Below are 22,426 nucleotides of genomic sequence, written 5' to 3'. Positions count from 1 at the left end.
AAAGCGTGAATTAAATGTTAACGGTAAAAAATTTATACAAAGAATTTGATAATCGGCCAATTTTAAAAGATATTTCTTTTACTTTAAAAGATGGTGAAATCATGACTATTGTAGGACCATCCGGAGCAGGCAAAACAACTTTGCTTCGAATTATCGCGGGTTTAGAGGATAAAGACAGCGGTGAAATTTTAATTGATGGTCAGCAATATGATTCAGGCAAGGTAGGGGTAGTTTTTCAGGAATACAATTTATTCCCTAACTTAAATGTATTGCAGAATATTACCTTGGCACCGATTGAAGTTTTAAAAGAAAGCAAAGAAGCTGCGGAAAAGAATGCGCGGGATTTGCTTAAGCAATTGCAGATGACTGGCCGAGAAAAGCAGTATCCGTATGAACTATCCGGTGGACAGAAGCAGCGGGTGGCGATCGCACGTGCCTTAGCAATGAAGCCTAAAATTTTATGTTATGATGAGCCGACTTCTGCTCTTGATCCTAACTTGCGTAAAGAAGTTGAAAAAATGATCTTGAACTTGAAAAAGTCGGGCTTAACACAGTTGATTATTACCCACGATTTACAATTTGCGGAAAATGTAGCTGATCAAATGCTCAAGGTGCAACCATTAAGTGAGGCGTAGCTATATGAAGAAGCGATGGATTTTTATTTTAGTTAGTCTTTTTGCGCTTTTTTTAACAGGTTGTGAAAGTGTGCAGAAACGGGCTAACAGTCAGGATACGTGGAATAAGATTGAACGGAAACGGCAAGTAGTCATCGGTTTAGATGATAGTTTTGTACCGATGGGTTTTGAAAAAAAAACGGTCAACTAACAGGCTATGATATTGATTTAGCTAAGGCTGTTTTTCAGGAATATGGCATTAAGGTTAGTTTTCAAACGATTGACTGGTCAATGAACGTGACAGAGCTGCGTAACGGTACGATTGATTTGATTTGGAACGGCTATAGCATAACGCCGCAACGGAAGAAGAAAGTTGCATTTAGTCGCCCATATTTGCGCAACCGCCAGGTACTAGTGGTGAAAAAGAATAGCGGCATTAACTCTTTTAGTCAGATGAAGAAGTATGAATTAGGGATGCAAACGGGATCAACGGCTGAACAGTGGTATGAAGGCAAGCAGAAAGTCTTGCGAGCTAAAAAGACCATTTTATACGATACGATTTCTAATTCATTTTTAGATTTAAAGGCTGGCCGAATTCAGGGTATTTTACTTGATGAAGTGTATGCTGATTATTACATTTCTCATATGGCCAAGAGCAACAATTATCGCGTAATTCAGAATGATCAAGTGCCGATGGATTTATTTGCGGTAGGGATGCGCAAAGGAGATAAGACTTTGCGTAGAAAAATCAATGCTGGTTTGGTTCGCTTGCAGAAAAATGGTAAGCTAAGACAAATTAATGAAAAATGGTTTGGTAAAAATAGCAATTATTTAGGAAATAAAAATGAATAATTTTTCTTTTAAAAAGATTGATGAAATGAGTGGGCGAGAAGTTTATTGCGTTGCACGTCTGCGCGATGAGACTTTTGTGGCAGAACAAAAAATTACGTTACCCGATTTAGACGATCAGGATCTGGCTGCAATTCAGGTTTATCGACTAAATGAAAAACAGACGACTGCAGTGGCTACATGTCGTCTATTTGAAGAAGATCATAAATGGATGTTAGGCCGGGTTGCCGTTTCTAAAAAAGTGCGTGGACGACATTTAGGCAAGAAGATGCTCGAGGCCGCTCACCAATATTTAAAAGAGCGCGGAATAAATGCACTCTATTGTCACGCCCAAATGAGAGTGAAACCTTTTTATGATAAATTGGACTATAAAGTTGTTGGTAAGCCGTTTGATGAGGGGGGCGTACAGCACGTGATGATGAAGAAGAAACTTGGGCTATAAATACAGTTATTAACAATTAATACAAAAAACCGCTACAACTCGGTCAGAAGTGTTAGGCGGTTTTTGCTTGCATCAATGGATCTCAATAATCTGAACTAATTAACTTCTTTTTTATTGCAGGCACAATCTGCCCAACTAAAAATTTATTACCCTTATTGGTCAAATGTTGTCCATCTGCTTGATAATATGTCGAAATGTCTTTAAGCTTGTGCATTTTATTTAAGATATCCACAAATGGTGCATTGTATTTATGAGCAACTTTTTTAGCGATTGAATTATAAAGATTTAATCGTTCTTCGCCATAATATTGGTTAATTTCAAAATTATTAGGGTCAGGCAAGCATAAGCCTACAACTATTGCTTTGCCTACTGCATCAAGGATTGTGCTTAAGTCCTTTTTGTAACTTTCAGGACTAATGCCCCATGCCGTTGCAGCATCGTTATTGCCATATTCAACTACTATAAGATCATATTTAGCCGGAATTTGTTCTAAAAAATCCACGCCTTCCACGGTAGTAGCGCCACTTTTAGACAAGTTTTGCACCTGTGCATAATTTCCTAAACTTTTTTGGAATAAATTAGTCACTAGATTAGTGTCTTGTCCATTGCGGTAGCCATTAAAAATTGAATCACCAAATAAAATAATTTTTTTCATTCTTAACGCCCTTCAATTATAATAAGTAAGTATTGTTTGTACGAGGAATGGATTATGAAGAATTATACAAGCTTTGAAAGAAATGAATGGGCTCAGCTTGCGCCCAAGGATAAAGTAAATATTACTAAAGAAGAATTGGCTGATATCAAATCTTTAGGTGATGTAGTTGATTTAACGGATGTACATGAAATTTATACGAGTTTGATCAGCTATTTAAACTTAGTTTACCAGCAAAAGAAGGTTGAGCAAAAGGCGCAAATTGAGTTTTTGCATAAATCATTTAAACCGGCTCCCTTTATTATCGGTATTTCAGGTTCAGTGGCGGTAGGCAAATCAACGACAGCGCGACTGTTGCAGCTACTTCTTAAAAGAACGTACCCAAATTTGAAAGTACATTTAATGACGACAGATGGTTTTATCTATCCGAACCAGGAATTAAAGCGCCGTGACTTAATGGCACGCAAGGGATTCCCCGAAAGCTACAATATGAGTTTGTTGAGTGATTTTTTGCGTGATGTTCTAAGTGGCAAGGAAGATATTGTTTATCCACTGTATTCACAGGAATTAAGCGATATTGTTCCCGGGAAATACGGTCATGTGAGAAATCCCGATATTTTGATTATTGAAGGGATCAATACTTTGCAGTTGCCTGAAAGTGGTCAGGTTGTAACAAGTGATTTCTTTGATTTTTCAATTTATATTGATGCCGAAGAAGATTTAATTGAAAAATGGTATATGCAGCGCTTTAAGAAAGTATTGAAACTGAATAAAGACAAGCCCAATAATTTTTATTATGCACTGGCTAATGGCCCGATCGATCAAGCATTGCAGCTAGCAGAAGAAACTTGGCAAATGGTTAACTTAGTTAACCTGCGTGAATATATCGCGCCAACTAAAGAACGAGCTAGCTTGATTTTGCATAAAACTAACGGACACCTAATTGATCGCATTTACCTGAGACATATTTAGTTTGGTATAATAAAACAGATAAGGAGATAAATTTTATGCAAGCAATTAATTTAAAAAAAGGCATGATCTTTAGTCAAGATGGCAAGTTGATTAAGGTATTGAAAGCTAATCACCACAAGCCTGGTAAGGGTAATACCGTGATGCAAATGGATTTGCGTGACGTGAAGAGTGGTGCCGTTGTTCATAAGACAATGCGTCCAACTGAAAAGATTGACTTAATCGACGTTACTAAAAGAACTGCCCAATACCTTTATGGCGAAGGTGATGTTTATACCTTTATGGATACTGAAACTTATGATCAATATGAAGTTTCAGCTGATCAATTAGGCGATGACGTTAAGTTCTTAATGCCAAATATTCAAGTTGATATGGAATTTACTGGTGATAATAAAATCATCGGGATTGAATTGCCTTCAACTGTTGAAATGACTATTAAAGAAACTCAACCTGAAATTAAGGGCGCAACTGTTGCTGGTGGTGGTAAGCCAGCTACGATGGAAACAGGCTTAGTTGTGCAAGTTCCTGACTTCATCAAGGAAGGTGAAAAGTTAATTATCGGTACTGAAAATGGTGATTACAAGTCACGTGCTGATAGTCAACCAAGATAAAGATATTAAAAAGCTCTCAAAACGAGAGCTTTTTGTTTACCCTAAATTACGTCGCCATTTCGAGCATCAATTTTAACAGTTCGTTTTTGACCATGCTGGACTAAATTAACTTTCCAAATTGCACGGTCATTATCATCTGTTAATTCCCAAAAGATAGGTGTCCCGCCACCAATTTCCTGGTTAGCAATTTTATTAGCTCGACTGCGTGAAATAGTTTTATTTAAATTCAAAGTAGTTTCATCATCATAGTCATAATCAAAAATTTGGGTTGATTGACCAAGGATTTTGTTATTAGTTGCATCGATTTGAATGCTACAGTCCTTAAGATTATCGTAGCCAGTGATGTTGTAAAGGTAGATGTTGTCCCTAAGTGTCAAAGAAATGGACTTGATTTTGGCACTAGAATAGAGTGATTTAAATTTTTGCACCGCATCTTTTTGACTGACATGGATAGCTGGTAATCGATCGCTTGAATAATTGACATTTTGTGTTTTAGTAACTGAATTAATAGTACGAACGGTAAAATTGCTTGGCTTTTCTGGCTGCCGTGCATTAAAAATAAGTGTTCCCGATATCCCGATTGCGATTCCAGCAATCATGCTGGCGATAATTAAGAAAAATTTTTTCATGATGTTACCTCTGTTATAGTTTTAAAATATTATATTTTAATTATAAGCTATATAGAAAAAGGTGACATGATGTTTCTAGTTATTTAAGGATTTCTTATCTCTTTTGTTGCATGATTGCAATTTAGTAACTTATTGGTAATTATTTGAGAAACAGCATAATAAGCGCAATTAATGCCGGTAGCATTTGCACGGTGAAAATCTTTTTAGTTGCGGTAAAACCACCGAAGATAGCCACGACTACAATGAAACCTAATAGCAGTTGCCAGATTGAAAACAGCACTGCCCCTTTGAAGATGAAGAAGACCAAGATCATTAATAGACCGAGCATCCCATTGTAGATGCCTTGGTTAGCCATTGAGATTCTGGCTGCTCGTTGCTTAACAAAATTGATATCCATGTCAAAGGCCTTTGCCTGCATTTCTGGTTTGCCCAATATTTCTAAGAAGCAAATTCCAATATGTTCAATTGCTACGATAAAAGTTAATATGATTCCGATAGTTGTCATTCAAATTTCCTCCTAAAAAATTACTTACTAAAAATAATAACTAAAGTATTGACATCTGTAAATATTTTAATTATTATTAGGCTTATCAAAAGTAAGAAGGAGGATGAATTACATGTTAGTACGTCAATTGCAATGTCAAACTGCAGAATGTTGTTGTCAAAACAGCATTTATTTGTCCTACTCTAATGTGTCAATTCATCTGAGAAGCTATTACTGATTAACTAGTTAAGAGTGTAGTTTTAATTTGGGATGTATTCCGCATGGAGTGCATCCCATTTTTTGTTGCCAAAGAAAGGAAAAAACGATGGCGAAATTTAAGAAGATTTTAGCAGGTATGACAGTAGTTACAGTGGGAATAATTTTAGCAGCCTGCGGTAAAAATAATAATGCTGTTTCGTCAGATAAGAACACTCTGAATTTAAGTGCCGTAGCGGCCTTGGATACGATCGACATTAGTAAGTCAAGCGGTTTTGGTCAAACTGGGAACGTATTTGAAAGTTTCTATCGTTTAGGTAAAAATGGCAAACCGGATGCTGGTTTAGCGAAAAGCGGTAAGGTTTCTCAAGATGGCAAGACCTGGACTTTTAAGTTAAGAAATGCCAAGTGGTCCAATGGTGATCCGATTACTGCCCAAGATTTTGTTTACTCCTGGCGCAGAAGTTTGAATCCTAAGACAGAATCTCCTTATGCTTATTTATTCAGCGGTGTAAAAAATGCGGATGCAGTTGCTCAGGGGAAGCTGCCGGCAAAAGAATTAGGTATTCAAGCAACAAGCAAGGACACGGTAGTCATTAATCTAAATAAACCGATCGCTTATTTCAAGGTTTTACTAGCCTACCCATTATTTGGACCACAAAATGAAAAGGTGGTTAATAAATATGGCAAAAAGTACGCGACTAAAGCGCAATATCAAGTATATTCGGGTCCATTTGAAATTAAGAATTGGAACGGAACCGGAGATACCTGGGAATTTGTTAAAAATAATGATTACTGGGATAAAAAAGCAGTTAAGTTAGATAAAATCAATTACCAAGTAGTTAAATCCAATAATACGGGCTATCAAATGTACCAACAAGGCGAGTTGGATCTGACGCCATTATCGAGTGAGCAAGTGAAGAACTTGAAGAGCAACCGTGATTTTACGTCATATCCATATTCATTAGTAAGATTCTTGCTGTATAATTTTAAGGATCCCAATACTGCTAATCGTAAGGCCTTGAATAATAAAAATATTCGCTTAGCTCTTTCATTAGCAATTGATCGTGATATTGTAACGAAGAAAATCTTAGGCAATGGATCAACTTTGCCGACAGGTTTTGTTGCTACTAATTTAGCTAAAAATCCACAGACCAATGCAGATTTTGCCAAAGAGCAGGCAGTGAAAAATACAGTAGATTATCAGCCATCTTTAGCTAAGAAATATTGGCAACGGGGATTGAAAGAAATTGGTGAAAAGACTCTGAACTTTAATGTATTATCATCAAATGATGAGGCTGATAGTGATCAGTTGACACAATATTTGCAGTCGCAGTGGACTAAAGAGTTGAAGGGAATAAAGGTAAATATTACCAATGTTCCAGATAAGTCTACAATTAGGCGCGCGCAAGCAGGCAACTTTGATATTTATCTGTCTCATTGGGGCGGCGACTTCAATGATCCAATGACCTTTATGCAGATTCCGCTGACGGGTACGTCATATAATTATGGCAAATGGACTGATGCAAATTATGATAATTTAGTCAAAAAGGCAGGCAATCAAGATGCTAATGATCCAGAGACGCGCTGGCAGGACTTGGTTAAGGCAGCTAAAATTGTAAATGGTGAACAGGCAATAACGCCGATTTATCAGCAAACTACGGCATATTTGCAGAAGCCGCGAGTTCATGGCATTATTCATAATACGGCTGGTACGCAATGGTCTTATAAATATGCTTATGTGAAATAATTTAAGAATCTGGAGTAATTCTAGATTTTTATTTTAATAATATTATTATTGCATTTGCAACATAAGTGAATATAATATTTTTAGGTGAGAAAATGAAAGAAGATATTTTAAGACAAATCGGGACAATTGCGCGTGCGCTAGATTCGATTGCCAATATTGAGTTTAAAGAAATGCAGTTGAACCGCGGACAGTATTTATATTTAGTGAGGATTAAGGAAAATCCGGGAATTATTTCTGATCATTTGGCAGGGATGCTTAGCGTAGATCGAACCACGACGGCAAGAAGCGTTAAGAAATTAGAGCAAAATGGGCTGATTAAAAAAGAAAGCGATCAACAAAATAAAAAGATCAAGCATTTGTTTGTGACAGACAAAGGGCAAGAGCTAGCTAAGAAAATTGAAAAAGAAAATATTTATTCTAATGAGCAAGTATTGAAAGGTTTGGATAAGAAACAACGTCGAGAGCTGGCCAACTTATTGAAACAAGTGGAAGATAATGCGAGTGCTAGTTGGCATTTCGTTAAAAATGGGGGAAAGAGGAAGTATTGATGGATTATACAATTAAAAGAGTTACGATTGCTGATGTCGAAGAATTACAGAAGATTTCACGTGAAACTTTTAAGGCGACTTTTGATCCGTACACCGCACCAGATGATATGAAGCAATTTTTGAAAGAAGATTATGAGACGAAAAAGTTAATTAATGAGATCAATAATCTAGATAGTCGCTTCTTTTTCTTGATGGTAGGAGATGAAGTTGCGGGCTATTTAAAGATTAATGTTGGGGATGCACAAACATAATATTTAAAAGAAAATGCGCTAGAAGTTGAGCGGATATACTTACGGGCTGCCTTTCAGCATCGCGGCTTAGGCAATATCTTGTTGGATTATGCGGAAGAGATTGCGAGAAAAGAAGGCAAGGATTACATTTGGCTAGGCGTTTATGAAAAGAATATCAATGCGCAGCATTTTTACAAACGTCATGGCTTTGAAAAAGTGAGTCAACATACCTTCCAAGTGGGGAGCGATCCGCAAACTGATTGGTTGTTGTTGAAGAAATTGTAAGTAAAATAAAAAAGCGAGCTCAGCTCGCTTTTTTCGTTGAAATTATTAATTAATCATCATTACTGTCGTTATCGTCATGGTCAGTAGTTACAACAGCCCTTGAATGAGCGTCGATCTTAACTTCAGTTACCTTGCTGCCATCGCTTACTTCAACATCCCAGTAAGCTTTACCATTGTCGTCGTCCATTTCTAGGTGCCATTCTTGGCTAGTACCCTTAACATGCTTTTCAACGATCTTGCTTGCTTCGTCGCGGCTGATTACGCTGTTCAAGTTCAAAGCCTTTTGTTCATTCTTGTCGTCCATATCTAACTTTTCAGAACGAGCACGGCTTATTTGACCAGTCTCGGCGTTAACTTCTGCAGTGTATTCATGAGTAGAGTCAAAGCCGTCAATTTCGTAAACATATTGGTTGCCTTCAAGCTTCAAATCAATACTCTTGATGTGCTTATTCTTAAATTGACCGTTGAACTTGTCTAAAGCCTCTTGTTGAGTTAATTTGATCTTCTTAGCGTCAGTTTTGATCGTGTCTTCTTCAACTGGGGTTACTTTTTCTGAGGTGCTTGACTTAGATGATTCTGAACTTTTCTCTGAAGAGTTCTTAGTGGTGCTCTTTTGAGTAGTTTTGGCATCATCATCACTATGGTTGTTTGAACAAGCAACTGTTCCTGTTAATAAAGCTGCACCTAATGCAATTGAACTAGCTAATTTAATTAATTTCATGGTATCTATATCCTTTCAATATTCTTATTTTTTCTATTTTATTTAGTCGTCGTAGTCTACGCTGAGAACTTTTTTAGTATGAGCGTCGATCTTAACTTCGCTTTCGTTGCCGTGCTTGGTTACAGTTACGTCCCAAACAGTGCGCTTGCCTGAGCGGTTCAATGTCCATTCTACTGCTTTACTGCCAGAAACTTTCTTTTGTGCGATTTTGCTTGCAGTTGAGCGAGAGATAGTCTTCTTTAAATTAATTGCTCTCTTTTCAGCTCTGTCATCATGATCCATCTTTTCGGAATGGTGAGAAATCACCTTGCCGCTGGAAGCGTTGATCTTCATGTCATATTCTCTAGTTGAAGTATACCTTTCGATTTCGTAAACGTAGCGGCCGTGTTCCTTTTCTAAAGTGATGGATTCGATCTTAGCTTTCTTGTATTTTGCGTGGAACTTCTTAATAGCTGAGCTTTGTGAAATCTTAATTTTGCTTGAAGCTGCTTGAGCAATAGTTGGTTCAGCGATTTGCGTAGTAGCAACAGCTGCAGTGCCTAAGCCTACAAGTGCGATACCAGTAACAGCGATTTTCTTGAAGTTAATTGATTTCATAATTCGTTCTCCTTAAAACTTAATATTTGTTTTTTGCTTTACTTGATATATTTATAATACAGTGAAAATTCAGTTTAAAAACTAAAATTTGATAGAGTTTAAATGAAGATTTCTTCATTTTTCTATTGGCAGATATACCGTAAAGATAGTGCCTTGTGGCGAGTTGTTTTCTATCGTAATCTTGCCGTGATATTTGTTAATTTCAGATTTAACGATTGCCAGACCCAGTCCTGATCCTGCGATCTTACTGGAATGCGAATTGTCTTCACGATAAAAACGATCAAAAATTTTTTTACGGTTCTCAGGAGCAATCCCCATCCCGTGATCTGCTACCTTAAAAATGACTTGCATGTCTTTTTGTAGCAGAGAAATGTTGATTTCACTATTTGCAGGTGAATATTTAGCCGCATTTCCCATCAAGTTGTGCACAATATTTCTAAAATCAGTTGTTTGAATAGGAAAATCCAGCTTTTCTGGCAAGTGTGTGCATATCTTCTGTGGATAAACGCTACTAACTTCCGTGATTACATCAGAAATAATTTTTACTAAATCAATCTTGGTAATTTTGCTATTGCTATAATCAATTCTCCCCAGTGTTAATAGCTCGTTGACCAATGCCTGCATCTTTTGTGATTCCTTATCAATATAATTCAATGAGGAAGCCACAATCTCGGGGTGACTTTGGCCATGGCGTTTGATTAAATTAACATGTCCACGGATGGCGGCGATCGGCGTCTTCAATTCGTGCGAAGCATCGCTGACGAATTGATGCTCACGTTGAAGCGCATTATGCTGAAAAGCAAGCAAATTATTGAAAGAGCGCGCCAAATTTTTAATTTCCATTGGCTGCTGCGGTACGGTAATTTTGGTTCGAGCACGATTACCGTTTCTAATATCTTTGATCTCCGCGTTCATGTGTTGAATTGGGCGACTCCACTTGTGGGCAAAGCGTCTAATTAGCGGAATGCTTATTAAAATAGCAAGAGCATTAATGCCGAGCATCGTGAAGAAAAGCCAGCTGATTAATGCAAATAATTCATCAATATTCAAGGCAACATTGATACGAAAGCCATGATGAGTAGCAGAATTTAAAAAGTAAATATGCTTTTCAGTGAAGACCATACTTTGGTAATGCCGATGGTAGCCAATTTTCTTAAAAGTCTCATGGGCATCTTCGGAGTAGTAGGTTCTGCCTTGTGGCGTGGTCAAAGTGATTGCATCATCTTCTTGCTTGGCCAAATAAGCATCAAGCAGGGCAGTCCAATCGTATTCGGGATTCAGATTTTCTTCAACAGCTTCAGCGATATCTTGGCTTCGTTCTTGAGCGTGATGATAAATATAGGCAGAAGAGATAACTAAGAAAGCAATATTGACTAAAACTAAAATAATTGTAAATAAACTAACAAAAAGCTGCGTTAATTGTTCAGTGGTTGTTTTAACTTTCATTTTCTACTCTTAAACAATAATCTAAACCGCGGACGGTTTTAATAATGTTTTTGTAAGGCGTACCTAACTTGTTACGGATGTTACGAATGTAGACGTCTACCGTGTTGGTTTGTCCAACGAAGTCGTAGCCCCAAACTGCATTAAGCAATTCGTCTCGACTTTTAACTGTTTCAGGATCACGCATTAATTCAACTATTAGTGCGAATTCCTTTGGAGTTAAATAAATTTTTTCATCATTGCAATAAAATTTGTGCTTTACTAGGTCAACCTTTAATGGGCCGCATGTAAATGAAGTAGTTTCTGTGTTTTTGTGTTTGTTTTCGCGCCTAAGGCGGCGCAGGATTACTCGAATACGTGCGAAAAGTTCTTCAATATCAAACGGTTTAGTAATATAGTCGTCTAATCCTTGATCTAAAGCTGAAGTAATATCAGAAGCAGAATTTTTGGCAGTTAGCATAATAATTGGGATATCGCTTTGCTTGCGAATTCTTCTTAAAACAGTGATGCCATCGTATACTGGCAGCATCCAATCCAATAAAATTAGGGTTGGATCTTTGTTTTTAAACAGTTCTAACGCTTCTTTACCATCTTGGGCCCAGATAACTTGGTAGCCTTCTAGTTCTAGTTCAGTTTTGACAAAGCTCGCGACGCCTTCTTCGTCTTCAACTAGCAGTATTTTAACATCTTTTTCGTCCATATCATTTTCCTCAAAGTAAAAAGGCAGGAATTAATTCCCACCTTGAATATTCGTTAATTAATTCCCACCTTGAATATTCGTTAATTAATTCCCACCTTGAATATTCGTTAATTAATTTTGACCTTTAAAAGTACCATTTTCTACTTCACGGATGAAGTCGGCTAAGTGCTTGTAGTAAACTGCTGGGTTATCAACCATGTGGTGGTGACCGCCATCAGGAGTAGTAACCAAGCGTGAGTTAGGGATCTTCTTTTGCATAATCTTAGCAGTTGAAATTGGCATAGTTTCGTTTTCACCGAAAGTCAAGAGAGTTGGGCACTTGATCTTGTGGAGTTGGTCTCTAAAGTGCCAATCTTTTAATTTACCAGTAATAACGAATTCATTGTCGCCTTGGAAGGCATTGTAGACAGCTGTGCCGCCGATGTCTTTTAAGTGGTAAAGCTTAGAAGGCTGCTTGCGGTCAACGAAGTTGATGTTTAAGATTTGGACATCATCTTGGTAGCGCTGGTTGTCGTAATCGTTGTTCTTTTCACATTCGTGCATGAAGTCAATTTCAGTCTGCGGAAGAACTTCTTGTCTTCTTCTATTAACTGAAGCAACATATTCATCAATTTCATCAACCATTGATGAGATGATAGCACCCTTTAAGTGTTGACCGTATTTAACGGCGTATTCTTGCACTAAAAGTCCGCCCCAGCTTTGACCGATCAAATAAATGTTGTCTAACCCCAGCTTTTCACGAACTTCGTCAACTTCATCTAAGAAGTATTCGTAAGTTAGATATTTCTTAGCAATTTCAGGATCTGAATAATCAGGTTGATCTGAATAAAGGGAACCCAATTGATCGTACATGGTAACTTGAACGTCCAAGCCTTGCTTCTTTAATTGTTCAGCAGTATCTTCCCAGTATTCGTGATTGCCACCAGGACCGCCATGCAGAGCTAATAAGTGAATATCGCCTTGGCTTTGAGTGTTGGTCCAAAGGTGATAACCGTTGTCTAAAGTAATAATTTTAGTTCCAGTTTTCATAAAAAATCCTTTCCGTTTTTTCTATATAATAGGATCAATACTCTAATTATCGTCTCAGTTTGAGAAAAAGACAAGTAAGCGGGTATAATATGAAGATAAGTATAATAAAGGAGTCGTTTATGAGTCTTAAATACGCTAAAAAAAGCCAGTTGATCAGCTATACTATTTTGGCAACGATTAAAGCTTGCAACATTGTCTTTGTTGCTTATATGATTCAGATCATGTTAAACGTTGCTTCATCTGGCTCCCATGACTACATGCATTTAATTTGCTTGGCCGCACTGACTGCGTTGGGTCAGATGTGTTTTATGGCTAGCAACTTTATCTATGAGACCATGAAGATGGGCATTATTCGTGATGTCAACATGACTTTGAAGCGGGCAAATTTGCGCTATTTGGTTGATCAAGGCGATCCAGATGTCAAAAGCGGCTTGTCGCTGATGACGAATGACTTAAAGCAGATTGAAACTAACCGCATTACAGCTCAGCTTGATATGATTTTTCAAGGATTATCATTTGTTGGAGCGATTACGTTTGCTTTTTATAGCTCTTGGCAGATGACGTTGGTCTTCTTGATTGCAACGCTGGCTCCAGCACTCGTTCAGATGATTACGAGCCCTATTATTACTAGGAGAGCCGAGGTTTGGGCGCAAACTAACGCTAATTATACGCAGAATGTGTCTGATTCTCTGAATGGAGCGCAGGCTACAAAGCTGTATAACGTTAGAACAAATATCGTCACGCGTGCAGCCAATGCAGCCCAAGATATGGAAAATGCTTTGCGAAATATGACTTTAACTCAAGCTTGGGCACTAGAGTTAATTTATTCTGCAGCTGAATTGTTTTGCTTCATTGTACCATGTACCATTGGTGGGATCATGATGATGCAGGGTAATTTAAAGGTTGGTACTTTGGTCATGATGGTTGATTTAGCGATGAACTTTATCACGCCAGTCGTTACGCTTTTTAATGAATTTAATCAAGTTAAATCGACGGTGCCAATGTGGGAGAAAACGCAGAAGGCGCTTGATCATGTAATGAAGGATGATGGGCAAAAGATCGACCATTTCGAGGGAATGGAAGTAGCAGATCTGTCTTATATTACTAATAACGATCACAAGCGCATTTTTGAGGGCGTGAATTTGCAAGTTAAACCTGGTGAAAAGGTACTATTAATGGCTCCGAGTGGCTGGGGCAAAACGACGTTATTGCGGCTGCTTTTAGGAATAAGAAAGCCTAAGGATGGTAAGATTTTGCTTAATGGCAAGAACGTAACGGGTAATTGGGATGCAGCACATAATTACTTTTCTTATGTTAATCAAAAGCCGTTTATGTTTGACGATACTTTACGCTTTAATATTACTTTGGGGCGTAAAGTTAGTGATGAACAATTAAAACGAGCTATTCATCAAGCGGGATTAGATGAATTAGTTAAAGAACAAGGCTTAGATAAACGAGTTGGTGAAAATGGTAGTGAATTATCTGGTGGACAGATTCAAAGAGTAGAGATTGCTCGAGCACTTTTATCTGGCAGACCGATATTGCTAGCAGATGAAGCTACTAGCGCACTTGACTCCAAGCTTTCACTGGGTATTCATGAAACGCTGCTTAAGAATCCTAATGTAGCTGTGATTGAGGTAGCGCACAAGATCTCCCCAGAAGAAAAAGCCATGTTTGATGTGATTATTCACTTAGATAAGCATACAATTGAAACGAAGATGTAGGTGATTGGGCAGTCCCTATTTTTTATTAATTAAATTATATAGATTTATATTAAGCAATATTTTATAAATTATATTAAATTTATTAAAATGTAACAGCTTATATTATATAATTAAGACAACGATAGTTTTGTTAGGAGGAAATCACTATGGCTGAACCTAAATGGCTTAAAGATATGAATGCCGATGAATACTTAAAAGAAGACTTTGATGCAAAAGGAAAATCAAAATATACTGTTGATGGTATTGATAAGTATGATCCTGATTGGTTAGACAAGGCAGCTAAGAAGGTTAATGCTGCAGAGGGTGATGACTATGTCAAGCTAGATGCAGGTCTTTTGACAGTTAACCAACTTAATTGGATGCTTAGAAACACAATTGGCGAAATGACCTTTGTTGACGATAATAACCAATTCTTGTGGTACAATCGTCCAACCGATCCTAACAAGAAGATGCTTGCTAAGCGTACGCCAGACCAAGTTGGTGACACGATGAAGGCAGTTCACCCAGACGTTCGTGATGTTATTCCAGATGCTAAAAAAGTTGTTCATGCTTTGCGGACTAAGCAGGATGGACATGATGATGTTTATATGCCAGTACCTACAGGCAACTTGAAGAAGTTGGTATTACATTACTACAAGCGTGTAGAAGATGATAATGGCAACTATGCTGGTATTTATGAATGGGTCCAAGATTTGTATCCATTGGTTAAGTACTTCTGTGAGACCACCGGTCAAAAGCTGGTAGTTGATGATGATGCCACAACCGGTGCAACTTATCGCAGAAACTCAGATCCAGATGCTGTCAGTGGTGCTTCAACTAAGGCTGCAGCAGCTAAGGAAGAAAAGCACGAAGAAGCAGAAAAGCCGGATACCATAACTGGTGCTTCACAACATTGATTCAAAAATTAAGATAAACAAAACCGACTCGATTGAGTCGGTTTTTGCTTGCCCTCGCTTTGTTTAAATATTATGTATTATTACTGATGAACATATTGTATATTGCACTTTGTATTTAAATTTCAAGTAGGATGTGTTACTAACGCAAAAAGCAAAAATGTCAATTCTTGTATTTGATTTTATGTCTACTATACTAGATAACGATGCTTTTGATAGAAAAAAGCGGATAAGGCACAAGATATTGTATCTGTGAACCTAAAAATAAAAAGGAGTCGTTTGTAGGATGGAAAGAAAACATGAGAATTATTTTGTTTGGCTATTTAATCAGTTAAAGGGGTGGCCAGTACAAAATTACTGTTTATGGTTTTTCGCATTTGGTTTTCAATTAGCTTTGCTTATTCAAGGCAAGGTTACTAGTGTAACTTTGATTACGTTTATTGGTACTTTGTTAGGTACGTTATGCGTGTTGGCGATTAACGCTACTAAGGCAATTAACGGATGGTTAGGACTTATTTCTGCAGCTTGTTTTATTTATGCAGGTTGGTCAGCCAAGAATTATCTTTCCATCTTTGAACAGATTGCTTATATTGCAACTTTAGACTTGCCAGTTATTTTAGCTGTAAAGTCTTGGAATGCCGATACTAAGAACCATTTGAGAAAGTTTGGTTCAAAAGAATGGATTATCGCGATTTTGGGTACATTGCTAGTATATGTAATTTCTGGATTTCTGATTGGCAAGTTTACTAACGATCCTCGTCCTTGGATTGATGCAATTAGTTTTGCTATTTCACTTACTGCCGGAATTATGTGTTTCATGCGTTACAACAATCAATACTTTTGGTGGACGGCCAGTGGCGTATTCCAGTTGATTCTTTGGGGCGTGACTTATGCGCAAGGGGATGCCACTTTGGCAATGGCAATTAACTCGCTGATTTATGTAATTAATGATATCTTGGCCTTTACTGTTTCGCCATGGTTTAATATGGGAAGACGTCGTGAAGGACTAAAAGAAATAAAAAATTAGTATTAGCAAAAGTCATCATTTTTTGGTGGCTTTTTTGTGCAATAAGTAAAAGCTAAAAAATATTAACTTTTTATAAAAGAGACAACATGTCACTATTAATTAAAAGGCTTTCAAGGTAATATAGTAATTACCAAAACTATATAAAATACATAGATGTATATATTTCATTGGAGGCCATGAAAAATGACTGCTAAGAAAATTAATAAAATTGATATAGAATTAAGCCCTAAGGTTAAGAGGGTTGCTATGAGTACAGCATCTATTTTATTGGGTGCTAGCTTAATGGGTACAGCTAAACCAATTAAGAAAATCGTTGGTGATAAATATGATGATGAGATTGGTTTAGTAGTTAAAGCTGATACGATTGAAGGTACTGAAAACAGTAGTGATGTAGTTACTACTGTTGATCAAGAAGATCAAACTTCATCAGAAACCGAAAATACTACATCAACAAATGAAGTTTCTAACAATCAGAATTTAGAATCTAGTGAAGATAACGCAAGCAATAATGAGTTAAGTGGAAAAAATGCTACAGATAGTGTTCAAACAACAGCAGCTTCTACGGAAACAACAAATACAAAGGTTGAAGCTATTAATACTTCTGAGCAAACAACAACGTCTTCTACAGAAACAACAAATACAGCAGCTGGAGTAACCGCTTTTACACAAACGTCAGATGAGAAAACTGAAGTTGAAGTGAACACTTCCGTTCAAGCTCCTGAAACTACTACTGAAGTGAAAACTAATACTAGTGAAAAAGAGCTTGAAGAATCAACTTCAACTGAGACTGTTAATGAACAAGTGACTCCTGAAACACAAAAAAATAATACTTCCAGTGGTCAGGAAAAAACTACTCCTACATATCAAGATTCAGTTGATAAAGTAAATCAAATAAATGATGCAGCTCAAAAAGAGCTTCAAAACGCAATTGATACTTTAACCAAAGAAGTTGAAGCTCTGGGTGGTAAGTTAAATATTACTGTTGGGGATAAAGTTGATATCAATACTAATGTAAATGGTATTGAAACTAATAAGAAAGAACTTGAAAAGCATATTCAAGCGAAACTTGATAAATTTGATAGTGCATTAGCAGAATATAAGAATGCATTAACAAAATATGATGCTGATTTAGCAGAATATAAGAAAAAACTTGCTGAATACAATAAGAAAAAAGAAGAATATATTCAAAAACTTAAGGATATGGGGCTATGGAATGATGGCAACGTTGACTTAGATGAAATTAAGCAAGATTTGATCTTAAGTGATAAAGAAGAAAATACTAAGGTAGAAGCCGAAATATTAAACAACTTTGATAATCAAGTTGGTTTTATGAAAGGTGAAAGCATATTAGGATTCTTAGATCATTTCTATCAAATTAATGGTCAGATCAAAGATGAATTCTTAAAACTGACTTATACTGGATTTGAAAAGTCATACTACGGTAATGAATTAATTGGAAAAATTGAAATCACATTTAGTGATTGGACACCACAATTAAATACTCCCAATAAATATCAGGGTATTTATTTTGGTGATAAGTTAACAGATGGCTTCTTCTATACTAAGAGTGAAGGAGTAACTATGGGGATGAAGCTATATGATTCCAAAGGAAACCTAATCACTCTTAAATCTAATACCGCTTATATTACAGTTGGTTCATTAAACAGTACAGGAAAAGATACTAACTATGTTGAAAAAGCTGAAATTATTAATGGAACAAATCAAGGCGGTAACGGCGTTGTTATCCCAGGATCATCAGTAAGTATTCATCAAGGTCAATATGGCGATGGAATTACGATTAGATTCAGTAATAAAGTCGGTTCTGCTTGGGCAACATACTCAACTACCGTTCCTAAGCTATCTTTTGAAGGAGTTCACCCTGGTAAAGAACCTGAAAAGCCGGTATTAAACGTATCATATTCCCCAGGAAATATGAACTTAGCAGCTAATGGTAGTGTTCACATTCATTATATTGATGTGCACGGCGTTAGTGGTGTAGTAGAGTATGAGCCTACTCATGGTATTCACTTAGATGATAGATTACAAAGCATTCTTCATTTAGGAATTGGCGATGAGTATACTAACCTATTGTGGGATTGGGAAAAACATGGCTATGTTTTAGCTACTTCTCCAGATAAAGTTCACCCTGGTACTCAAAGCGGTCAGATTGATAAAGAAGGCGAACAGCACTACTGGATTTATTTGACTCATGATACTAAAACAACAACTGAAAATGTAAATCGTGATAAAGAAGTAAATCAAACAATTCACTAAGTTTATGAAGATGGATCTACAGCTGCTCCAGATCATGTAAGTATTAAACTTACTTTTAATCAGACAGGTACTCAGACTACGATTATTGACGTAGTTACAGGTGATATCATAGAAACGAAAACTGAATGGGACGGCGAATGGACAGAAACCCAACGCTTTGTAACGGTAGTAAGTCCAACAATTGACGGCTACACAGCAGATCGACTCGAAGTAGGTCCATATGACATTACAGTGAATAACGATAATTACGGAGAGAACTTGGATAAAGAAGACACCGTAGTTTACAAGGCTAATCCTGTAGTCCCAGGTCCGGATGATCCAAATCCTAAGCCGGATCCAGACCCAACACCGGACCCAGACCCGACTCCAGATCCAGATCCAGAACTGGAAGACTTTGTTCCACCTCTTCCAGAGGAAGAACCAGGAGCTGAGTATCCAGATTAACCTGAGAGAGAGGAAAAGGAAGATACTGAGGAAGAAACTACTGTAGCGCCTCACACCTCAGAAAAGCCAGGTGCTAAGCCAAGTACTGAACAATCTTCTGTTTCAACAGTCACACCAGTTAAAGCTGCTACTGTTGAACATGAAACTCCAGAAACGATCTCCACTGAGACAACAGAGGTGATTGAAAAGGGACAAGATGAAGAAGCATTGCCAGAAACTGGTGAAAAAGAGCATAGAAAGCTGGTATGATTCTTGCCAGTTTAGCAGCTGCCTTAGGTCTCACTGGCCTTCTGGGTACTTCTAAAAAGCGTAAGAAAGAAGATAAATAATTTTCTCTAAAGCGATGCGAAAGCATTGCTTTTTTCATGTGGTAAAATAAAAACAAAAACAGAGGGATGAAAGTATGACGTTCTATACATTAAAGTACATTCAAAACAATCAAAATACTGACCGCACGATTCTCTATGTTTTGATGCTTGTGGCGGCTTTAGCAATGGTGATCTTTGCGGCACTTTATTTACATAATCGATTTGCAACAAGGTATTGCGATTTAGGAATTATCGCGTTATTATTTTTGCTATTATTTGCTGGAACGCAATATGAAAAGTATGTGCAAATCAATACGCAAAAATCTGAAGCAACCCAAATTGTTCCTTTTATTAAATCGGTAGCTCAAGATGAAAATGTAAAGAATTCTGATGTATTGGTGAGTTCCACTACGTTAACTGACGGAATGATTGTTCGTGTTGATTCAAAAAATATTGATTATCAATTGAAATTGAACGATGACCGCAACACATATACATTGACGCAGGCACACGTGATTGATCATAAAGTAGAGGTAGAGAACTAACATGCAATTAGACTATACACAATTATTTATTAAATTCGCCCTCGGCATTTTAACCTTAATTATTCAGATTAACGTTTTTGGTAAAAGCAACTTGGCGCCAACTACGGCCTTAGACCAATTACAAAACTATGTACTTGGTGGAATTATTGGTGGTTTGATTTATAATACCAGCATCACTATTTTGCAGTTTTTCTTAGTTTTAATTCTGTGGACGCTGGTAGTCTTTATCTTGAAGTTCAGCCGAGATCACAATAGCTGGATTCGTGGCGTAATTGATGGAAAACCTGTGCAGGTAATCAAAAATGGCAAAGTCCTGGTCGGCAAGTGCATGAAGGCTGGTATTTCGGCGAATGAATTAATGTTTAAATTGCGCAGTCGTGGTATTTATGCTGTAGAGAAAGTGAAAAACTGTATTTTTGAACAAAACGGTCAATTAACGATCATTGAAAACGATGAAGCAAATATTCGTTTTCCCATTATCAGTGATGGACAAGCTAATGAAGATGTATTGGAATTGATTCATAAAAGCGAGGCATGGCTGGAGCAAGAAGTTGAAGCTGCAGGTTATAATGGAATCGGTGATGTGTTCTTAGGTGAATACGTTGATGGTCAATTACGCTTTACAGGCTATTCCAAGTAGTTAAGAAAGGAGATTCAGATGGCAGATTTTACACAAGTCAAAGAATGGATTAAGAATGCTGATGCAGTAATTGTCACTGCCGGTAATGGTTTCGCTCAAACAGAGGGACTAGATATTTTAAGTGAAGAAAATTTTGACGATCAATTTGGCAAAGTCGCTGATAAGTATGATGTACATACGATCGGTGATGCATTAGATAAAAAATTTGCTTCCTGGGATGAACAGTGGGACTTTTGGAGCCAATTGATTAATGAATATTCACTTGAATATGAACCTGGCGAGACGATGTTGGCTTTGAAGAAGCTATTGCAGGGCAAAGAATATTTCATTGCTACCAGCACCTTTGCCCATTTCTTTGAAAATGCGGGCTTGAATGAGAATCGGATCTTCAACGCTTTTGGTGACTGGACTGAAATGCAGTGCTCTAGTGGGATCAATCATGGTAAGTTTTCTGACATTGAGGTCGTGAAAAAATATTTAGCTGGCAAGGGTGAAGTACCTAAATGTGAGGATTGCAATAGCCCCATGGAGCTGCACATGCCATTAAACGCCCACTTCTTCCCAGATACTGATGCCAATGCGCGTTTTCGTTGGTTCTTGACGGGCAATGAAGATAAGAATGTAGTAGTTTTAGAACTTGGCGTGGATGAAACCAGTCCGCAATTGCTAGATCCGATGGTAAAGCTAGTTGAGCAATTTGCTAATTGGCATTATGTGGCAGCAGACTTAGCTGATGAAGACATGCCAGATGATCTTAAAAAGTGTTCTGCTGGTTTTGCTACTAATTCGCATGATGTGTTGATGAATTTAACTAAATAGGTGAAAGATGAGTATTTACGTAAAAGATGGGATCTTGCATGTTGCAGGAGCCCAAGACAAATTACGCCAAAAAGGGCAAGAAAAGCCAGATTTTTTAACGAATTATACAATGCTGGATATTGAAACAACTGGTTTGAGTCCATATCGTGATCGTATTACTGAGCTTGGCGCGGTGAAGGTGCGCAATAATCAGATTGTTGATCAGTATACTAATCTAGTTAAATTCCCAGGAAATAATCGAGTGCCAGCCTTTATTACCAAGCTAAATGGGATTACTGAAGAGCAGATCATTAATGAAGGAATCCCTGCTGAGCAGGCGATTAAAGAGTTTCGAGAATTCATTGGGGATGACATTATCATTGGCTATAATGTCAACTTTGATTTGAATTTTTTATATGATTTGAGTCAAAAATATGGCTTACCGATTACAAACAATAACTATGTTGATGTTTTGCGCCTGGCTAGAGCATATTATCCTAGACAGCATAATCGCTTGATCGATTGCATGCAACGAGCTGGCATCGCTCAAGTAGAGCAGCACCATGGCTTAGCTGATTCATTAGATACAATTAAGGTTTATAACGATTTTAATCGGCATTTTACTGAAGATTTGTTAGAAAAGGCTCGCGGTAAAATAAAAAATGTTGATTTAACTGGCGATGATGTAGACTATACCCAATTAGGTTTTAGAAATCCTATTCAAAACAAACGAATTGTTTTATCTGGTCATCTTCATTTGAATGAAGCTGATGCAGGCAAGATGATAACTAACATGGGTGGACAGTCTGATAATAATGTAATGGCGAATACCAATTATTTAATTATGGGTGATCATGACTTCTTCCAGCATGATGATGAAAATTTGGAAAAAGCTCGAGCATTAATTAAAGATGGCGCAAAGATCAAGCGACTATCAGAAAGTTTCTTCTTAGGGATGCTGGATGATTGGGCACGTAGCTAAAAAAGCTGCTGTTTTGGCAGCT

General features: G+C 37.3%; 23 protein-coding genes and 3 pseudogenes. 18 read left to right on the top strand and 8 right to left on the bottom strand.

What is annotated here, in order from left to right; genetic code table 11:
* The first annotated feature begins 14 nt into the window (after positions 1-14).
* The 3 genes and pseudogenes from ICI50_RS08750 (at position 15) to ICI50_RS08740 (ending at position 1,905) form a co-directional block, all read left to right on the top strand.
* Entirely contained in the window at positions 15-635 is a 621-nt protein-coding gene (locus ICI50_RS08750) for an amino acid ABC transporter ATP-binding protein (RefSeq protein ID WP_056940791.1), read from the top strand.
* Positions 636-639: 4 nt separating this feature from the next.
* Positions 640-1,466, top strand: a pseudogene (locus tag ICI50_RS08745) (amino acid ABC transporter substrate-binding protein).
* Complete coding sequence (locus ICI50_RS08740; RefSeq protein ID WP_188891524.1) at positions 1,459-1,905, top strand: GNAT family N-acetyltransferase; 447 nt, start codon at positions 1,459-1,461, stop codon at positions 1,903-1,905. Before ICI50_RS08745 ends, ICI50_RS08740 begins: the two are co-directional and overlap by 8 nt.
* Positions 1,906-1,987: 82 nt before the next feature.
* Here the strand turns inward: ICI50_RS08740 and ICI50_RS08735 are convergent, their stop codons facing one another.
* Positions 1,988-2,560, bottom strand: coding sequence for an SGNH/GDSL hydrolase family protein (locus ICI50_RS08735; protein ID WP_095342096.1), 573 nt, complete (start codon positions 2,558-2,560; stop codon positions 1,988-1,990).
* Between the two features lie 54 nt (positions 2,561-2,614).
* On the opposite strand from ICI50_RS08735, the gene coaA reads away from it, so the two are divergent.
* Both coaA and efp read left to right on the top strand, forming a co-directional pair.
* Positions 2,615-3,529 (top strand): type I pantothenate kinase, encoded by a 915-nt coding sequence (coaA, locus tag ICI50_RS08730; RefSeq protein ID WP_013854712.1) that lies wholly within the window; start codon positions 2,615-2,617, stop codon positions 3,527-3,529.
* 35 nt (positions 3,530-3,564) lie between these two features.
* Positions 3,565-4,137, top strand: a complete 573-nt coding sequence (gene efp, locus ICI50_RS08725) for an elongation factor P (protein WP_013854711.1) — start codon at positions 3,565-3,567, stop codon at positions 4,135-4,137.
* A 41-nt stretch (positions 4,138-4,178) separates the two neighbouring features.
* Here the strand turns inward: efp and ICI50_RS08720 are convergent, their stop codons facing one another.
* Both ICI50_RS08720 and ICI50_RS08715 read right to left on the bottom strand, forming a co-directional pair.
* The gene (locus ICI50_RS08720; RefSeq protein WP_013854710.1) at positions 4,179-4,766 is read right to left on the bottom strand and encodes a PepSY domain-containing protein; all 588 of its coding nucleotides are present in this window, start codon (positions 4,764-4,766) and stop codon (positions 4,179-4,181) included.
* A gap of 139 nt (positions 4,767-4,905) precedes the next feature.
* On the bottom strand, positions 4,906-5,271 hold the full coding sequence (locus ICI50_RS08715; RefSeq protein ID WP_013854709.1) for a DUF1304 domain-containing protein: 366 nt from the start codon (positions 5,269-5,271) through the stop codon (positions 4,906-4,908).
* Between the two features lie 304 nt (positions 5,272-5,575).
* Here ICI50_RS08715 and ICI50_RS08710 point away from each other — a divergent pair, with 304 nt between their 5' ends.
* From ICI50_RS08710 to ICI50_RS08700, 3 genes and pseudogenes are all read left to right on the top strand, one after another.
* A complete protein-coding gene (locus ICI50_RS08710; protein ID WP_013854708.1) occupies positions 5,576-7,216 on the top strand; it encodes a peptide ABC transporter substrate-binding protein in 1,641 nt (546 codons plus the stop codon).
* A 92-nt stretch (positions 7,217-7,308) separates the two neighbouring features.
* Positions 7,309-7,764 carry a MarR family winged helix-turn-helix transcriptional regulator gene (locus tag ICI50_RS08705; RefSeq protein ID WP_013854707.1) on the top strand — a complete coding sequence of 152 codons (456 nt, stop codon included), beginning with the start codon at positions 7,309-7,311 and terminating at the stop codon, positions 7,762-7,764.
* Positions 7,764-8,279 (top strand): annotated as a pseudogene (locus ICI50_RS08700) (GNAT family N-acetyltransferase). The gene ICI50_RS08705 and the pseudogene ICI50_RS08700 overlap by 1 nt, the downstream one beginning before the upstream one ends.
* A gap of 49 nt (positions 8,280-8,328) precedes the next feature.
* Here the strand turns inward: ICI50_RS08700 and ICI50_RS08695 are convergent.
* From ICI50_RS08695 to ICI50_RS08675, 5 genes are all read right to left on the bottom strand, one after another.
* On the bottom strand, positions 8,329-9,000 hold the full coding sequence (locus ICI50_RS08695; RefSeq protein WP_025084137.1) for a PepSY domain-containing protein: 672 nt from the start codon (positions 8,998-9,000) through the stop codon (positions 8,329-8,331).
* 42 nt (positions 9,001-9,042) lie between these two features.
* Positions 9,043-9,597, bottom strand: a complete 555-nt coding sequence (locus ICI50_RS08690) for a PepSY domain-containing protein (RefSeq protein WP_013854704.1) — start codon at positions 9,595-9,597, stop codon at positions 9,043-9,045.
* A gap of 114 nt (positions 9,598-9,711) precedes the next feature.
* Positions 9,712-11,043 (bottom strand): sensor histidine kinase, encoded by a 1,332-nt coding sequence (locus ICI50_RS08685; protein WP_013854703.1) that lies wholly within the window; start codon positions 11,041-11,043, stop codon positions 9,712-9,714.
* Positions 11,033-11,740 carry a response regulator transcription factor gene (locus ICI50_RS08680; RefSeq protein ID WP_013854702.1) on the bottom strand — a complete coding sequence of 236 codons (708 nt, stop codon included), beginning with the start codon at positions 11,738-11,740 and terminating at the stop codon, positions 11,033-11,035. Before ICI50_RS08680 ends, ICI50_RS08685 begins: the two co-directional genes overlap by 11 nt.
* 111 nt (positions 11,741-11,851) lie before the next feature.
* Positions 11,852-12,769: a prolyl aminopeptidase gene (locus ICI50_RS08675; protein WP_013854701.1), complete on the bottom strand. Its 918-nt coding sequence runs from the start codon at positions 12,767-12,769 to the stop codon at positions 11,852-11,854.
* Between the two features lie 119 nt (positions 12,770-12,888).
* Between ICI50_RS08675 and ICI50_RS08670 the strand changes: the two genes are divergently transcribed.
* The 10 genes and pseudogenes from ICI50_RS08670 to ICI50_RS08630 all read left to right on the top strand — a co-directional run bounded on the left by ICI50_RS08670 (position 12,889) and on the right by ICI50_RS08630 (position 22,404).
* Positions 12,889-14,493: an ATP-binding cassette domain-containing protein gene (locus ICI50_RS08670; protein ID WP_095342093.1), complete on the top strand. Its 1,605-nt coding sequence runs from the start codon at positions 12,889-12,891 to the stop codon at positions 14,491-14,493.
* 146 nt (positions 14,494-14,639) lie between these two features.
* Entirely contained in the window at positions 14,640-15,389 is a 750-nt protein-coding gene (locus ICI50_RS08665; protein WP_013854699.1) for a PAS domain-containing protein, read from the top strand.
* Positions 15,390-15,672: 283 nt separating this feature from the next.
* Positions 15,673-16,413 carry a nicotinamide riboside transporter PnuC gene (gene pnuC / locus ICI50_RS08660; protein WP_095342091.1) on the top strand — a complete coding sequence of 247 codons (741 nt, stop codon included), beginning with the start codon at positions 15,673-15,675 and terminating at the stop codon, positions 16,411-16,413.
* 183 nt (positions 16,414-16,596) lie between these two features.
* Positions 16,597-18,687: a GbpC/Spa domain-containing protein gene (locus ICI50_RS08655; protein WP_188891522.1), complete on the top strand. Its 2,091-nt coding sequence runs from the start codon at positions 16,597-16,599 to the stop codon at positions 18,685-18,687.
* Positions 18,688-18,729: 42 nt separating this feature from the next.
* Positions 18,730-18,888 (top strand): annotated as a pseudogene (locus ICI50_RS11070) (mucin-binding protein); the annotation flags it as partial.
* Between the two features lie 57 nt (positions 18,889-18,945).
* Positions 18,946-19,131 (top strand): hypothetical protein, encoded by a 186-nt coding sequence (locus tag ICI50_RS10885; RefSeq protein ID WP_095342089.1) that lies wholly within the window; start codon positions 18,946-18,948, stop codon positions 19,129-19,131.
* A 403-nt stretch (positions 19,132-19,534) separates the two neighbouring features.
* Positions 19,535-19,984 (top strand): DUF3290 domain-containing protein, encoded by a 450-nt coding sequence (locus tag ICI50_RS08645; RefSeq protein WP_013854695.1) that lies wholly within the window; start codon positions 19,535-19,537, stop codon positions 19,982-19,984.
* Position 19,985: 1 nt separating this feature from the next.
* A complete protein-coding gene (locus tag ICI50_RS08640; protein WP_054640283.1) occupies positions 19,986-20,624 on the top strand; it encodes a DUF421 domain-containing protein in 639 nt (212 codons plus the stop codon).
* A gap of 18 nt (positions 20,625-20,642) precedes the next feature.
* Complete coding sequence (locus ICI50_RS08635) at positions 20,643-21,443, top strand: SIR2 family NAD-dependent protein deacylase (protein ID WP_013854693.1); 801 nt, start codon at positions 20,643-20,645, stop codon at positions 21,441-21,443.
* Between the two features lie 7 nt (positions 21,444-21,450).
* Positions 21,451-22,404 carry an exonuclease domain-containing protein gene (locus ICI50_RS08630; RefSeq protein WP_013854692.1) on the top strand — a complete coding sequence of 318 codons (954 nt, stop codon included), beginning with the start codon at positions 21,451-21,453 and terminating at the stop codon, positions 22,402-22,404.
* The last annotated feature ends 22 nt before the right edge of the window (positions 22,405-22,426 follow it).

The sequence above is a fragment of the Lactobacillus kefiranofaciens genome (assembly GCF_014656585.1).
Classification (GTDB): domain Bacteria; phylum Bacillota; class Bacilli; order Lactobacillales; family Lactobacillaceae; genus Lactobacillus; species Lactobacillus kefiranofaciens.
The sequence above is the reverse complement of the archived record's forward strand: the minus strand, read 5'-3'. Positions and strand labels throughout refer to the sequence as shown.

Coding starts and splice junctions, on each gene's coding strand:
- ICI50_RS08740 (WP_188891524.1), top strand. CDS start 1,459: ATGAATAATTTTTCTTTTAAAAAGATTGATGAAATGAGTGGGCGAGAA.
- pnuC (WP_095342091.1), top strand. CDS start 15,673: ATGGAAAGAAAACATGAGAATTATTTTGTTTGGCTATTTAATCAGTTA.
- ICI50_RS08685 (WP_013854703.1), bottom strand. CDS start 11,043: ATGAAAGTTAAAACAACCACTGAACAATTAACGCAGCTTTTTGTTAGT.
- ICI50_RS08705 (WP_013854707.1), top strand. CDS start 7,309: ATGAAAGAAGATATTTTAAGACAAATCGGGACAATTGCGCGTGCGCTA.
- ICI50_RS08670 (WP_095342093.1), top strand. CDS start 12,889: ATGAGTCTTAAATACGCTAAAAAAAGCCAGTTGATCAGCTATACTATT.
- ICI50_RS08690 (WP_013854704.1), bottom strand. CDS start 9,597: ATGAAATCAATTAACTTCAAGAAAATCGCTGTTACTGGTATCGCACTT.
- ICI50_RS08640 (WP_054640283.1), top strand. CDS start 19,986: ATGCAATTAGACTATACACAATTATTTATTAAATTCGCCCTCGGCATT.
- ICI50_RS08630 (WP_013854692.1), top strand. CDS start 21,451: ATGAGTATTTACGTAAAAGATGGGATCTTGCATGTTGCAGGAGCCCAA.
- ICI50_RS08635 (WP_013854693.1), top strand. CDS start 20,643: ATGGCAGATTTTACACAAGTCAAAGAATGGATTAAGAATGCTGATGCA.
- ICI50_RS08695 (WP_025084137.1), bottom strand. CDS start 9,000: ATGAAATTAATTAAATTAGCTAGTTCAATTGCATTAGGTGCAGCTTTA.
- efp (WP_013854711.1), top strand. CDS start 3,565: ATGCAAGCAATTAATTTAAAAAAAGGCATGATCTTTAGTCAAGATGGC.
- ICI50_RS08715 (WP_013854709.1), bottom strand. CDS start 5,271: ATGACAACTATCGGAATCATATTAACTTTTATCGTAGCAATTGAACAT.
- ICI50_RS08735 (WP_095342096.1), bottom strand. CDS start 2,560: ATGAAAAAAATTATTTTATTTGGTGATTCAATTTTTAATGGCTACCGC.
- ICI50_RS08750 (WP_056940791.1), top strand. CDS start 15: ATGTTAACGGTAAAAAATTTATACAAAGAATTTGATAATCGGCCAATT.
- ICI50_RS08720 (WP_013854710.1), bottom strand. CDS start 4,766: ATGAAAAAATTTTTCTTAATTATCGCCAGCATGATTGCTGGAATCGCA.
- coaA (WP_013854712.1), top strand. CDS start 2,615: ATGAAGAATTATACAAGCTTTGAAAGAAATGAATGGGCTCAGCTTGCG.
- ICI50_RS08645 (WP_013854695.1), top strand. CDS start 19,535: ATGACGTTCTATACATTAAAGTACATTCAAAACAATCAAAATACTGAC.
- ICI50_RS08665 (WP_013854699.1), top strand. CDS start 14,640: ATGGCTGAACCTAAATGGCTTAAAGATATGAATGCCGATGAATACTTA.
- ICI50_RS08655 (WP_188891522.1), top strand. CDS start 16,597: ATGACTGCTAAGAAAATTAATAAAATTGATATAGAATTAAGCCCTAAG.
- ICI50_RS08675 (WP_013854701.1), bottom strand. CDS start 12,769: ATGAAAACTGGAACTAAAATTATTACTTTAGACAACGGTTATCACCTT.
- ICI50_RS08680 (WP_013854702.1), bottom strand. CDS start 11,740: ATGGACGAAAAAGATGTTAAAATACTGCTAGTTGAAGACGAAGAAGGC.
- ICI50_RS08710 (WP_013854708.1), top strand. CDS start 5,576: ATGGCGAAATTTAAGAAGATTTTAGCAGGTATGACAGTAGTTACAGTG.